We start from the raw sequence: 13,583 nt of genomic DNA, 5'->3' as shown, positions 1-13,583 counted from the left end.
TGGGGGATGCCGCGTCGGATCCGGAGTCTCGCGCTGCCCTCGTGGCGCAGCCCGGCCGACGTGTTCGCCGCGCTGGCGGCGCACGCGCCACGCGTGGCGTGGCTCGACGGCGGCGACGACGCGACGACGGGTCGCAGCGTGATCGCGGTGGCCGATGGCGACGCACCGGTGGTTCGCGCGGGCGCCGACGCCGAGCCGGACGCGGTCTACGCCGCGCTGGCCGAGCAGGTCGGCGGCCTCGAACCCGAACCCGATCGGTCGGGCCGTCGTGCGGCCGTCGGCTGGCACGGCTGGTTCGGGTACGAGTTCGGCGGGCGCACGCTCGGCGTCCCGTCCGCGGTCGCCGCCACGCCCGAGGTCGCGTTCTTCCTCGCCGACCGCGTGATCGTGTTCGAGCACGACGCTCGTCGCATCCGACTCGAGTGGATCGAGGACGACGACCGGGCCGCGGCGGGAACCGACGAGTGGGTGCAGGAGACGGCTGCGGCGATCGCGCGGACGGAGCCGCACATCGACCCGCTCGATGCACCCGCCGCCGAGGGCGCCGCCCCGACCGCGGCCGCCTCGACCCTCGAGGTCGCGGCCGATGACCCGCGCCGCGCACCCGCCCCGACCCGATGGCGCCACTCGCCCGACGAGTACCGCCGCATGATCGCCGAGTGCCGGGCCGCGATCATGCGCGGCGACGCCTACCAGCTGTGCCTCACCAACCGGGTCGACGTCGACGTGCGTCCCGACCCGGTCGCCGCCTACCTCGCGCTCCGCGCCTCGAGCCCGAGCCACCACGGCGGATTCGTCCGGATCGACGACGTGGCCCTCCTCAGCGCGTCGCCCGAGCAGTTCCTCCTCGTCGAGCCCGACGGCACGGTCGCGACGAAGCCCATGAAGGGCACGCGTCCGAGATCGGCAGATCCGGCGACGGATGCCGCGCTCCGCGCCGAACTCCACGCGAGCGAGAAGGAGCGCGCGGAGAACCTCATGATCGTCGACCTCATGCGCAACGACCTCGGTCGCATCGCCGAGCTCGGCACCGTCCGGGTGCCGCACCTGCTCGAGGTCGAGGAGTACCCGCACGTGCACCAGCTCGTCTCGACGGTCACGGCGCGGCTGCGGCATCCGCTCACCGCCCTCGACGCCGTGCGCTCGGCCTTCCCGGCCGGGTCGATGACGGGCGCGCCGAAGCTGTCGGCCATGTCGATCCTGCACGGGCTCGAACGCGGGCCCCGCGGGGTGTACTCGGGGGCGTTCGGATGCCTCGGGGTGGACGGCACCGCGGACCTCGCGATGGTGATCCGCTCGATCGTGCTGACGCCCGACGGGGCGTCGATCGGCACGGGCGGCGGGATCACGGCGCTCTCCGATCCCGACGAGGAGGTCGAGGAGACCCGCATCAAGGCGCGGGCGCTCATCGCGGCGCTCGGCGGCGAGGCGCCGGGCGCCTGGACGGGTGGCACCGACGGCGACCGTGCCGCCGCTGCGCCCGACGCGAACGCCCGACGCACGCCTCCGGGCATTGAGTAGGCTTGGTCCCCGGGCGCCCGTCGCGCGCGCCCGCATCCGGGCGACTCGCCCGACCCCCCGCGCATCACGATTGAGAGTCACGTGGCACACGAGCAGGACACCACCCAGGCCGAGGCAGGCACCTACGACTTCGCGACGATCCAGGCGAAGTGGCTTCCGGTGTGGGAGGAGCTCGAGCCGTTCCGCGCGGCGAAGCCGGGGGACACGCGCCCCCGCAAGTACATCCTCGACATGTTCCCGTACCCGTCGGGGGACCTGCACATGGGCCACGCCGAGGCGTTCGGCTTCGGCGACGCCGCGGCCCGCTACTGGCGGCACCAGGGCTTCGACGTGCTGCACCCGATCGGCTGGGACTCGTTCGGCCTGCCCGCGGAGAACGCGGCGATCAAGCGCGGCGCCGACCCGAAGGCGTGGACGTACGCGAACATCGAGCAGCAGAAGCGCTCGTTCAAGCAGTACGCGCCGTCGTTCGACTGGTCCCGCGAGCTGCACACGAGCGACCCCGAGTACTACAAGTGGAACCAGTGGCTGTTCCTGAAGCTGTACGAGAAGGGCATCGCCTACCGCAAGGACGGCCAGGTCAACTGGTGCCCGAACGACCAGACGGTGCTCGCCAACGAGCAGGTCGTCGACGGGCACTGCGAGCGCTGCGGGTTCCTCGTGACGAAGAAGGCGCTGACGCAGTGGTACTTCCGCGTCACCGACTACGCCGATCGCCTGCTCGACGACCTCAACCAGCTCGAGGGCAAGTGGCCGAACAAGGTCCTCACCATGCAGCGCAACTGGATCGGCCGATCCTCGGGCGCCGACGTCGACTTCGCGATCGAGGGCCGCGACGAGCCCGTGACGGTCTTCACGACGCGTCCCGACACGCTCTACGGCGCCACCTTCATGGTCGTCGCGCCCGACTCGGCGCTGGCCGAGGAGCTCGCGGCCGGCGCCTCCGACGAGGTCCGGACGCGCTTCGAGGACTACATGGAGTCGGTGCGCGCCGAGAGCGACATCGACCGGCTCTCGACCGACCGGCCGAAGACCGGCGTCTTCCTCGAGCGGTACGCGACCAACCCGCTGAACGGGGAGCGCCTGCCGATCTGGGCGGCCGACTACGTCCTCGCCGACTACGGGCACGGCGCGATCATGGCGGTCCCCGCCCACGACCAGCGCGACCTCGACTTCGCCCGCGCCTTCGAGCTGCCGGTACGCGTCGTGGTCGACACGAACGCGCCGGTCACGGGCGTGATCCCCGTGATCCCGGTCGACGAGCACGGCGTGCCGCTGCCGCTCGACGACCTGCCCCCGCTCGACCCGGCGAGCACGGGCACGGCGCTGGCCGGCGAGGGTCGCCTCATGAACTCGGGTCCGCTCAACGGGCTCAGCAAGTCCAACGCCATCCGGCGCGCGATCGAGATCCTCGAGGAGCGGGGCGTCGGGCGCGCGGCCAAGAACTTCCGCCTCCGCGACTGGCTCATCTCCCGACAGCGCTACTGGGGCACGCCGATCCCGATCATCCACTGCGAGCACTGCGGCGAGGTGCCGGTCCCCGAGGCCGACCTGCCGGTGCGGCTTCCGGATGCCGCGGGGCTGGACCTCAGCCCGAAGGGCGCGAGCCCGCTCGGGGCGGCCGAGGAGTGGGCGCGGGTCGCCTGCCCGCAGTGCGGTCGCGAGGCGCGCCGCGACTCGGACACCATGGACACGTTCGTCGACAGCTCGTGGTACTACCTGCGCTACCTCGACCCGACCGACGACGCGAAGGCGTTCGACCCGGCCGAGGCCGAGAAGTGGATGCCCGTCGACCAGTACGTCGGCGGCGTCGAGCACGCCATCCTGCACCTGCTCTACTCGCGCTTCGTGACGAAGGTGCTCTTCGACCTCGGCTACCTCGGATTCACCGAGCCGTTCACGTCCCTGCTCAACCAGGGCATGGTCATCATGGACGGCACCAAGATGTCCAAGTCGAAGGGCAACCTGGTCGAGTTCGCGTCCGAGCTCTCGGCGCACGGTGCCGACGCGCTGCGCGTGACCATGGCCTTCGCCGGTCCGCCGGAGGACGACATCGACTGGGCGGACGTCTCGCCGGTCGGCGCCGCGAAGTTCCTCGCCCGCGCCTGGCGCATCTCGGGCGAGGTCACCTCGAGCCCCGACGTCGAGTGGAAGTCGGGCGACGCGGCGCTCCGTCGCGTGACGCACCGTCTGCTCGCCGACGCGCCCGGCCTGGCGGAGTCGTTCAAGTTCAACGTCATCGTCGCGCGGCTCATGGAACTCGTGAACGCCACCCGCAAGGCGATCGACTCGGGTCCCGGGGCGGGTGACGCGGCGGTGCGCGAGGCGGCCGAGGTCACGGCGATGATCCTCGACCTGTTCGCGCCCTACACGGCCGAGGACATGTGGGAGCGGCTCGGCTACGAGCCGACCGTGGCGAACGTCGCGTGGCGCAAGGCCGACCCCGCGCTCCTCGTGGAGGAGTCGGTCACGGCGATCGTGCAGGTCGACGGCAAGGTGCGCGATCGCCTCGAGGTCTCGCCGAAGATCGGCGCCGACGAGCTCGAGGCGCTCGCGCGCGCGTCGGCGGCGGTGACCCGCTCGGTCGGCGACCGCGAGATCGTCAACGTGATCGTGCGGGCGCCGAAGCTCGTCAACATCGCCACGCGCGGGTAATCCGCGACTCCGGCCGGCGAGCCGTCCTCCACATGACGGCGGCCTCGGTCGGCGGGTGCTCGCGCCCGCGCGAGGCCCGGGGCGGCCGCCGCCGCCCCGTAGCGTCGCGACGTGACCGACGAACGCCGTGCGGAGCCGCGTGACCCGCTCACCGCGATCGCGGGAGGGCGGGCCCGGCCGAGGTCTCGCGTGGCGGTCGGCGCGGCCGTGGTGCTCTTCCTCGCGGCGGTCGCGGTCTCGGCGCTGCTCTCGTTCGGCTCGGGCGGTGGGGGAGTCCAGGGCGACATCGTGCGAACCGTCGACGGCGTTGCGGCCGCCGCCGGCGACACTGGTGCGGGCGCCCCCGACCCCGGCGCCGCCGGACCGGTCGCGACGCCGGCGCTCCTCGTCCACGTGCTGGGCGCGGTCGCCGAGCCCGGCATCGTCGAGCTCGCGGTCGGGGCGCGCGTCGTCGACGCGATCGCGGCCGCCGGCGGACTCGCGGCCGACGCCGATCCGGCGGGCGTGAACCTGGCTCGGCTCCTCGTCGACGGTGAGCAGCTCGTCGTGCCTCGCGAGGGCGAGGTGCCGCCGCCGCCCGCCGGAGCCGTCGCCTCCGGCACCGGTGGCACGGCCGACGGAGGTCGGGTGAGCATCAACCGGGCGGATGTCGCGGCGCTCGACACGCTGCCACGGATCGGACCCGCACTCGCGCAGCGCATCATCGACTGGCGCGAGTCGAACGGCCCGTTCACCGACGTCTCCCAGCTGATGGAGGTGTCCGGCATCGGCGACGCCGTGTACTCCGGGCTCGTGGACCTCGTGAGCCTCTGAGTGCACGGACACGACCTCCGCCTGCTTCCGCCCGCCGTCGCGGCGTGGGCCGCCGCGTGGGCCGCCACGACGGCGCCCGGCGCCGGCGTGGCGCCGTGGGTCGTGCCCGCCGCGTGCTGGGGCGTGGCCGGTGCGGCGCTCGTCGTCGCCGTGCTGCTCCGTGCTCGAGGCGCCGACGGCCCGGCCTCGGGGCGGTCGAGGCACGACCTTCGGCCGGCGGTTGCTGCGGTGCTCCTCGCCTCGACCGCCGGAGGCCTCGTCGCCGGCTCCGTCTGGTCGGCGCTCGAGCGGCGATCGCCTGAGGCCGTCGCGTCCGCGGCGGCCTCGCGCGAGGTCGTCCGGGCGACCGTGCGACTCGATGCCGCGCCGCGTCGGACGAGCCCCGGACCCTGGTCGGACGAGGGGCGACTCCGTGCGGCGGCCACCCTCGTCGAGCTGTCCGACGCCTCCGATGCGCGAGCGATCGCCATCGCCGGAGGAGCGGTCCGGCTCGACCTCTCGTTCCCCGACACGGGCGTCGCGCTCGGATTCGGGTCGACGGTCGTCGTGGAGGGGCGGCTGGCCGAGCTGCCGTCCGCGTCGCGGAGCGCCTTCCGCCTGACGGCCAGCGCGATCGTCGGATCGGCGCCGGCGTCGCCCTGGCTCGCCTGGACGCATCCGCTCCGCGAGCAGCTCGCCGAGGCATCCGCTCGCCTGGGCGGGGACGGCGGCGCGCTCGTGCCGGGCCTCGCGATCGGCGACACCTCGCGGGTCTCCGAGGAGCTGCAGGCCGCGATGACGACCGCGTCCCTCACGCACCTCACCGCCGTCTCGGGCGCGAACTGCGCGATCATCACGGCCGCGGCGTTCTGGGCGGCCGGGATCGCCGGGCTCCCGCGTGCGGCGCGCGTGGTCGCCGCCCTCGTCGCGCTGGGGGCGTTCGTCGCGCTCGTGACCCCCGAGGCGAGCGTCGTCCGCGCGTCCGTCATGGCGGTGGTCGTGCTCGCCTCCTGCGCCACCGCTCGTGCCGCCGGCGGGACGCCGGCGCTCGGCCTCGCGGTGATCGCGCTGCTCGCGATCGATCCGTGGTACTCGGCCGACGCCGGGTTCGCGCTGTCCGCGTGCGCGACGGCCGGCCTCGTCCTGCTGTCGGGACCGCTGGCGCGCGCGCTCGCGAGGTGGATGCCGCGCCCGCTCGCCGCGGTCGTCGCGATCCCGCTGGCCGCCCAGCTCGCCTGCCAGCCCGTCCTCGTGCTCCTCGAGCCGGTGATCCCCGTGTACGGCGTGCCGGCCAACCTCCTCGCCGCCCCCGCGGCGCCGATCGCGACGATGTCCGGGCTCGTCGGGTGCCTGCTGCTCCCACTGCTCCCGTCCGCGGGCGTCGCTGCGCTGCAGGTGGCGTGGGTGCCCGCGGCCTGGATCGCGCTCCTCGCCCGCGGGGTCGAGCGGATGCCGCTCACGAGCGTGCCCTGGCCCGCCGACGTGCCGGGGGCGACGCTCGCGGCGGTCGCCATCGCCGCGGGCCTCGTGCTCGCGATCGGCGGGCGGGCGCCGTCCGGCGCCCGTCCGCGAGTGGTGCGGCGCGCCGCGACGGCCGTGCTCTGCCTGAGCCTGGGGATTCCGATCGGCCTCGCCGCGGGCCCGCCGATGGTCGCGAGCGCATCACGACCGAGCGACTGGGACGTCTGGCAGTGCGACGTCGGGCAGGGGGACGCGGTCCTCGTCCGCATCGGCGACGCGGTGCTCCTCGTCGACGCCGGCCCCGACCCTGTCGCGCTCGAGCGCTGCCTGTCGGGCGCCGGGGTCGAGCGGATCGACCTCCTCGTCCTCACCCACTGGGACGCCGACCACGTGGCCGGCACCCCGGCGCTCGCCGGGCGCGTGGCGAGCGTCCTCCACGGCCCGCTCGACGGAGCGCGCTCCGCGCGGGCGCTCGACCCGCTCGTCGCGGGCGGCGCCGCGCACGCGGAGGTCGCGGCGGGCTCCGCCGGTGCGATCGGCGATGGCAGGTGGCGCGTGATGTGGCCGCGCCCCGGCGCCGTGCCCGGCAACGACGCGAGCGTCGTGCTCGACCTCGTGACCCCCGACTACCGGGCGCTCCTGCTCGGCGACCTCGGCCGTGAGGCGCAGGACGCGCTGCGGCGCACGACGGACCTCGGCCGGGTCGACCTGGTGAAGGTCGCGCATCACGGCAGCGCCGACCAGAGCGCCGAGCTCTACGGCGAGCTCGCGGCATCCGTCGGCCTGATCGGCGTGGGCGCGGACAACGGCTACGGGCACCCGACCGCGGGACTGCTCGACCTGCTCCGGGATGCACGCACGGCGGCCGTCCGCAGCGATCTCTCCGGAGCGTCGGCACTCCGGGCCGTGCCGGGCGGGTTCGAGCTGTGGAGCGAGCGGGCCGCGGGTGTCGCCGAGGCTCCGTAGACTGGAACGGCACGACGGAAGGAGAGCCGTGGCGGCACGTCCGGGCACCCGCAGGTCGACGACCACGATCCCGCAGCTGGGGTGGAGCGAGGTCCGGCCGGCGCCGATCGTGCTCGTCTCCGGCGGAGAGGACGTGCTCGCGGAGCGCGCGCTCACCATGCTGCGCGAGACGCTCCGCTCCGAGGACCCGTCGCTCGAGGTCAGCGACCTCGAGGCCGACGGCTACACGCGCGGCACCCTCCTCACGCTCGCGAGCCCGTCGCTCTTCGGCGAGCCGCGCCTCATCCGCGTCACCGGCGTCGAGAAGTCGAGCGACGAGTTCCTGCTCGACGCGCTCGAGTACCTCGCCGCGCCCGCCGAGGGCACGACCGTGGTGCTCCGCCATCGCGGCGGCAACCGTGGCAAGAAGCTCCTCGACGCGCTCCGCGGCGGCGAGGGCGGCGGGATCGAGGTGGTCTGCGCCGAGCTCAAGCGCGACGCCGACAAGCAGGAGTTCGCGGCGGCCGAGTTCCGCCTCTCGGGCCGGCGGATCGCGCCCGCGGCGCTGCGCGCGCTCGTCGGCGCCTTCAGCGACGACCTCGGCGAGCTCGCCGCCGCGTGCCGCCAGCTCATCGCCGACGCTCCCGGCGACATCGACGAGGCGACCGTCCGGCAGTACTACGGCGGCCGCGTCGAGACCAACGCGTTCGAGGTCGCCGACGCCGCGATCGCAGGGCGGCACGGCGACGCACTCATCGCGCTGCGCCACGCCCTCGACTCCGGTGCCGACCCGGTGCCGATCGTCGCCGCGTTCGCGATGAAGATCCGGACGATGGCCAAGGTCGCGGGCTCCCGCGGCGCGTCCGCCTCGTCGCTGGGCCTCGCCCCGTGGCAGGTCGACCGCGCCCGCCGTGATCTCGGCGGCTGGAGCGACGAGGGCCTCGGCGCGGCGGTGCAGGCGCTCGCCGCCGCCGATGCCGCCGTGAAGGGCGCCGAGCGCGACCCGGTCTTCGCCCTCGAGCGACTCGTCGGCATCATCGCCGCACGCGGTCGCGCCCTCGCCTGACCTCGGCCGGGTACGCCTGACCAGGAACGCCCGCTCCCGGGAACGCGCCCCGGGAGCGTCCGCCCGGGACGCCCGCCCGGGACCGCCCACCCCGGGAACGACGAGGGCCCCGCACCATCCGGTACGGGGCCCTCGAACGACACTCGGATCAGAGCGCGGCGACCTGCTTCGCGATGGCCGACTTGCGGTTCGCGGCCTGGTTCTTGTGGATCACGCCCTTGCTCACGGCCTTGTCGAGCTTGCGGGTCGCGACGCGGAGGGCGGCGGTCGCCTTCTCCTTGTCGCCCTCGGCGACGGCCTTGCGGGTGGCGGTGATGACGGTCTTGAGCTCGCTCTTCACGGCCTTGTTGCGCTCCTGCGCCTTCAGGTTGGTGCGGATGCGCTTGATCTGCGACTTGATGTTTGCCACGTGGTTCGTCTTTCGTGTGTTCTGCGGGTACCGGAGTTGCCGCAATCGGTAGAGGGGCCGTCGCGGCGCATCGTGCGGGGTGGGACCCACACGCAAGCCAACAGGCAACGATACCAGCAACGCCCGTGCGGCACCAAAGCGCCGGATGGCGCCGGACCCGTCAGCGGGGTGCCGACGCGGGCATCGGAGCGGCAGGGGCCGGTGGCGCGGCGGTGCGCCGCAGTTCGCGGAGCTCGAGTTCGGCGACCGCGCCGAGCACGGCGGCGGTGAAGGCGTCGGGCCGGGCGAGGCTCACGAGGTGGGTGGCGCCCTCGATGTGCACGAGCCGGGCGTCGGCGGCGGCCCGCAGCATCCGTCGTTCCTCGAGCCGGAAGTGATCGAGACGACCGTTGACGAACCAGATCGGCACCTCGATCGCCGCGATCGAGGCCTCGAGGTCGAGTTCCCGGACCGCGCTGATCGCGGGCCGCATGACGTCGAGCGCGACGCCGCCCGCGATGATGTCGTCGACCGCGTCAGCCGGGAGGAAGAGCCGCGCCATCCGGTCGTTGAGGGCCAGGCCCCGGTCGGGCAGGCGCCCGATCGCGTCGGCGAGGCGCAGGTAGCCGTGCAGGCCGACGCCGCGCGGCCGGGTTCCGCACGAGGCGGCGACGAGCCCCTCGAGGGCGTCCGGATGCCGCGCCGCGAACTCGATGGAGAGGTAGCCGCCGAGGCTCAGGCCCACGAGCAGGCGCGGCACACCCCGCACCGGTCCGCCGAGGGCCTCCCCGATGGTCGCCATGGCGTCCTCGAGGGCGAACCGATCGCCGAGCCGGGCGCCGTGGCCGGGCAGGTCGACCGCGACGACGTCGAGGTCGTGGCGGGCCAAGCGCGCCAGCTGGCCGCGCCACATCGTCGCCGACGTGCGGATGCCGTGGACGAGCACCACTCGTGCGCGCGGCATCCGTCAGCCCGCCCGGATGGCCCCGAGCTCGCGCGCCCGCGCCACGGCGGCGGTGCGGGAGCCCACGCCCAGCTTGGTGAAGATGTGCACGAGGTGGGATTTCACGGTCGCCTCGCTGAGGAACAGCGACTGGCCGATCTCCCGGTTGGTGCGGCCGACGGCGACGAGTGCGAGCACCTCGGCCTCGCGCACCGTCAGCCGCTGGTCGGCCGCGCGCTGCGACTCGTCGAGCCGTGAGGCGACGGCCGGTGCGAGTGCCGATTCGCCCGCCGCGGCGGCCCGGATCGCGGCGACGAGCTCGTTCGGCGGGGCGTCCTTCAGGAGGTACCCGCTCGCGCCAGCCTCGATGGCGCCGAGGATGTCGGCGTCGGTGTCGTAGTTCGTGAGCACGAGCACGCGCGGGGCGTCCGGCTGCGACCGGATGCGGCGGGTCGCGTCGACCCCCTGGAGGGCGCCCGGGAACTGGAGGTCCATGAGGACGAGGTCGATGCCGGGCTCGGCGGCGAGCCGGACGGCCTCCTCGGCGCTGGACGCCTCACCCACGACGTGCAGGTCCTCCTCCGCCTCGAGCAGCGCGCGCATGCCCGCGCGCACGATGGGGTGGTCATCGCTGAGCAGGAGCCGGATCATGCCGGCACCACCGGGATGCGCACGGAGAGCGCGGTGCCGCCCCCGGGCGTCGACTCCACGTCGACCGTGCCGCCGAGGCTCTCCGCACGGCGGCGGATGGCGCGCAGCCCGAACGAGGGCGCCGACTCGTCGGCGCCCGAGAGCACGGAGGGGTCGAACCCGACGCCGTCGTCCACCACGTCGAGCGCGACCTCGTCGCCCAGGTAGGTGAGGGTGAGCTCGGCACGGCCGGCGTCGGCGTGCTTCACGACGTTCGACAGCGACCCCTGGGCGATGCGCAGGAGCGTCGCCTCGATCGACATGGGCAGCGCGACGGGGTCGCCGCTCATCGAGAACGCGATCCGCGTGCGCGTGCCCGACTGCGTCGCCTGCTCGTTCGTGGCGTCCGCCAGTCGGCGGAGCGCGCCGGGCAGCGTCTGCTCGTCGAGCGCCGGGGGAGTGAGCTCGCGGATGAAGCGCCGTGTCTCCTGCAGGTTGTCGGCGGCCGTCTCGCGTGCCAGGCGCAGCTTGTCGCGCGTGCCCGCGTCGGCGATGTCGCGCTCGGCGGCGTGCAGCAGCATCTGGATGCTCGACAGGCCCTGCGCGACGGTGTCGTGGATCTCGCGGGCGATGCGCTCGCGCTCCGCGAGCGTGCCGGCCTCGCGGCTCGCCGCGGCGAGCTCCTCCCGCGTCGCGAGCAGGTCGAGGATCAGCGACTGCCGCTCGCGCGTCTCGACCGCCATGGCGCGGTAGCCGAGCCCGATGATGACCGCGACGCCCGCGGAGATCAGGGGGCCGAGCACGCTGCCGACCTCCAAGCCGAGCTGCGACGTGGAGCTCCACACGCTGATGAGGAAGGTCACGCCGACGAGCGGCACCGCCCAGCGGGCGGGCAGGACGTGCAGCTCGAGGAAGAACAGCGGGAACGCCAGGAAGGCGGCATCCGGGGTCAGGGCGCTGAGGCCGAGCCAGAGCCCCAGCAGGATGACCAGCCACGCGGCTCGCATCCACGGCGTCACGACGGAGTGCGCCGTCACGACCCCGACGAGGTAGGCGCCGATGAAGGCGATCGAGAGGATCGCGATCGCGACGAGCTGCTCGCCGCCGACGATGACCGCCCGGGCGAGCACGAAGACCGTCAGGCCGACGACGAGGACGTGGAGGCCGACCCGCAGGGAGACGAAGACGGGTCGGAGCGCGGACGGCTGGACCCGTCCGACGAGTGGGGCATCGAGCACGGTCATGGTGCGACTCAGCGTAGTGCGGGGGCCTCCGGGCGGCATCCGTCGAAAGTGGGATCGCCCGCATGGGAGAATCGACGGGATGTCTCCGAGAGCCGCCCACCCACCGGTGCCCGCCGCCACCGATCCCGCGCTGATCCGCAACTTCTGCATCATCGCGCACATCGACCACGGCAAGTCGACGCTGGCCGACCGCATGCTGCAGATCACGGGCGTCGTCGCCGACCGCGACATGCGCGCGCAGTACCTCGACCGCATGGACATCGAGCGCGAGCGCGGCATCACGATCAAGAGCCAGGCCGTGCGCATGCCGTGGGAGCTCGGCGGCACGGGCTACGCGCTCAACATGATCGACACCCCCGGCCACGTCGACTTCAGCTACGAGGTGTCCCGGTCGCTCGCGGCCTGCGAGGGCGCGATCCTGCTGGTCGATGCCGCGCAGGGCATCGAGGCGCAGACCCTCGCGAACCTCTACCTCGCCCTCGAGAACGACCTCGAGATCATCCCCGTGCTGAACAAGATCGACCTGCCGGCGGCCGAGCCGGAGAAGTACGCGCGCGAGCTCGCCGACCTCATCGGCGGCTCGCCCGACGACGTGCTCCGCGTGTCGGGCAAGACCGGCATGGGGGTGGAAGACCTGCTCGACCGCGTCGTCGAGCGCATCCCTGCCCCGACGGGCGACGCCGACGCGCCGGCGCGGGCGATGATCTTCGACTCGGTCTACGACAGCTACCGCGGCGTCGTGACGTACGTCCGCATGGTCGACGGCCAGCTGAACCCGCGCGAGCGGATCCAGATGATGTCGACGAAGGCGACGCACGACATCCTGGAGATCGGCGTGAGCGCGCCTGAGCCGACGCCTACGAAGGGGCTCGGCGTCGGCGAGGTCGGCTACCTCATCACGGGCGTGAAGGACGTCCGGCAGTCCAAGGTCGGCGACACCGTCACGAGCGCGGCGAAGCCCGCGGCCGAGCCGCTCGCCGGGTACACCGAGCCGCTGCCCATGGTCTTCTCCGGGCTCTACCCGATCGACGGCAGCGACTATCCCGAGCTCCGCGAGGCGCTCGACAAGCTGAAGCTCTCCGACGCCGCACTCGTGTACGAGCCCGAGACGTCGGTCGCGCTCGGCTTCGGCTTCCGCTGCGGGTTCCTCGGCCTGCTCCACCTCGAAATCGTCACCGAGCGGCTTCGCCGCGAGTTCGACCTCGACATCATCGCCACCGCGCCGTCCGTGGTCTACGAGGTGACCACCGAGGACAAGAAGACCGTCACGGTCACCAACCCGAGCGAGTTCCCGACCGGCGGCAAGATCGCCGAGGTCCGCGAGCCCATCGTGAAGGCCGCGATCCTCGCCCCCAAGGACTACGTCGGCACGATCATGGAGCTCTGCCAGTCGCGTCGCGGCACCCTGCTCGGCATGGAGTACCTCGGCGAGGACCGCGTCGAGATCCGCTACAACATGCCGCTCGGCGAGATCGTGTTCGACTTCTTCGACAACCTCAAGTCGAAGACCGCCGGGTACGCGTCGCTCGACTACGAGCCCGCGGGAGACCAGGCCGCCGACCTCGTGAAGGTCGACATCCTGCTGCAGGGCGAGCAGGTCGACGCGTTCAGCGCGATCGTGCATCGCGACAAGGCGTACGCCTACGGCGTGCTGATGACCGGGCGCCTGCGCGAACTCATCCCGCGACAGCAGTTCGAGGTCCCGATCCAGGCCGCGATCGGCGCCCGCATCATCGCGCGCGAGTCGATCCGCGCCATCCGCAAGGACGTCCTCGCGAAGTGCTACGGCGGTGACATCACCCGCAAGCGCAAGCTGCTCGAGAAGCAGAAGGAGGGCAAGAAGCGCATGAAGATGGTCGGCCGCGTCGAGGTGCCCCAGGAGGCGTTCATCGCCGCGCTGAGCGGGGAGACCGAGAAGAAGGACGCCAAGAAGTAGGG

Annotated in this window: 10 protein-coding genes; 6 read left to right on the top strand and 4 right to left on the bottom strand. The window is 73.3% G+C overall.

The window, feature by feature from the left end; genetic code table 11:
- The first annotated feature begins 6 nt into the window (after nt 1-6).
- From pabB to holA, 5 genes are all read left to right on the top strand, one after another.
- Nucleotides 7-1,521 carry an aminodeoxychorismate synthase component I gene (pabB, locus tag ACQ393_RS09670; protein ID WP_430646610.1) on the top strand — a complete coding sequence of 505 codons (1,515 nt, stop codon included), beginning with the start codon at nt 7-9 and terminating at the stop codon, nt 1,519-1,521.
- Nucleotides 1,522-1,602: 81 nt separating this feature from the next.
- Nucleotides 1,603-4,176, top strand: a complete 2,574-nt coding sequence (gene leuS, locus ACQ393_RS09665; RefSeq protein WP_430646609.1) for a leucine--tRNA ligase — start codon at nt 1,603-1,605, stop codon at nt 4,174-4,176.
- A 111-nt stretch (nt 4,177-4,287) separates the two neighbouring features.
- Complete coding sequence (locus ACQ393_RS09660; protein ID WP_430646608.1) at nt 4,288-4,989, top strand: ComEA family DNA-binding protein; 702 nt, start codon at nt 4,288-4,290, stop codon at nt 4,987-4,989.
- Nucleotides 4,990-7,395 (top strand): ComEC/Rec2 family competence protein, encoded by a 2,406-nt coding sequence (locus ACQ393_RS09655; protein ID WP_430646607.1) that lies wholly within the window; start codon nt 4,990-4,992, stop codon nt 7,393-7,395. It abuts the gene before it with no gap.
- 28 nt (nt 7,396-7,423) lie between these two features.
- The gene (holA, locus tag ACQ393_RS09650) at nt 7,424-8,440 is read left to right on the top strand and encodes a DNA polymerase III subunit delta (RefSeq protein ID WP_430646606.1); all 1,017 of its coding nucleotides are present in this window, start codon (nt 7,424-7,426) and stop codon (nt 8,438-8,440) included.
- A 148-nt stretch (nt 8,441-8,588) separates the two neighbouring features.
- Here holA and rpsT read toward each other — a convergent pair whose 3' ends face one another.
- The 4 genes from rpsT to ACQ393_RS09630 form a co-directional block, all read right to left on the bottom strand.
- Nucleotides 8,589-8,849, bottom strand: a complete 261-nt coding sequence (gene rpsT / locus ACQ393_RS09645) for a 30S ribosomal protein S20 (protein WP_129235614.1) — start codon at nt 8,847-8,849, stop codon at nt 8,589-8,591.
- Between the two features lie 160 nt (nt 8,850-9,009).
- On the bottom strand, nt 9,010-9,792 hold the full coding sequence (locus tag ACQ393_RS09640; RefSeq protein WP_430646605.1) for an alpha/beta fold hydrolase: 783 nt from the start codon (nt 9,790-9,792) through the stop codon (nt 9,010-9,012).
- A gap of 3 nt (nt 9,793-9,795) precedes the next feature.
- On the bottom strand, nt 9,796-10,422 hold the full coding sequence (locus tag ACQ393_RS09635) for a response regulator (RefSeq protein WP_430646604.1): 627 nt from the start codon (nt 10,420-10,422) through the stop codon (nt 9,796-9,798).
- Entirely contained in the window at nt 10,419-11,645 is a 1,227-nt protein-coding gene (locus ACQ393_RS09630; RefSeq protein WP_430646603.1) for a sensor histidine kinase, read from the bottom strand. Before ACQ393_RS09630 ends, ACQ393_RS09635 begins: the two co-directional genes overlap by 4 nt.
- A 79-nt stretch (nt 11,646-11,724) precedes the next feature.
- Between ACQ393_RS09630 and lepA the strand changes: the two genes are divergently transcribed.
- Entirely contained in the window at nt 11,725-13,581 is a 1,857-nt protein-coding gene (gene lepA, locus ACQ393_RS09625) for a translation elongation factor 4 (RefSeq protein ID WP_430646602.1), read from the top strand.
- Nucleotides 13,582-13,583 lie beyond the last annotated feature (2 nt).

The sequence above is a fragment of the Agromyces sp. GXS1127 genome (assembly GCF_050565425.1).
In the GTDB taxonomy this organism is placed as follows: domain Bacteria; phylum Actinomycetota; class Actinomycetes; order Actinomycetales; family Microbacteriaceae; genus Agromyces.
The sequence above is the reverse complement of the archived record's forward strand: the minus strand, read 5'-3'. Positions and strand labels throughout refer to the sequence as shown.

Coding starts and splice junctions, on each gene's coding strand:
- pabB (WP_430646610.1), top strand. CDS start 7: ATGCCGCGTCGGATCCGGAGTCTCGCGCTGCCCTCGTGGCGCAGCCCG.
- ACQ393_RS09640 (WP_430646605.1), bottom strand. CDS start 9,792: ATGCCGCGCGCACGAGTGGTGCTCGTCCACGGCATCCGCACGTCGGCG.
- ACQ393_RS09630 (WP_430646603.1), bottom strand. CDS start 11,645: ATGACCGTGCTCGATGCCCCACTCGTCGGACGGGTCCAGCCGTCCGCG.
- lepA (WP_430646602.1), top strand. CDS start 11,725: ATGTCTCCGAGAGCCGCCCACCCACCGGTGCCCGCCGCCACCGATCCC.
- ACQ393_RS09635 (WP_430646604.1), bottom strand. CDS start 10,422: ATGATCCGGCTCCTGCTCAGCGATGACCACCCCATCGTGCGCGCGGGC.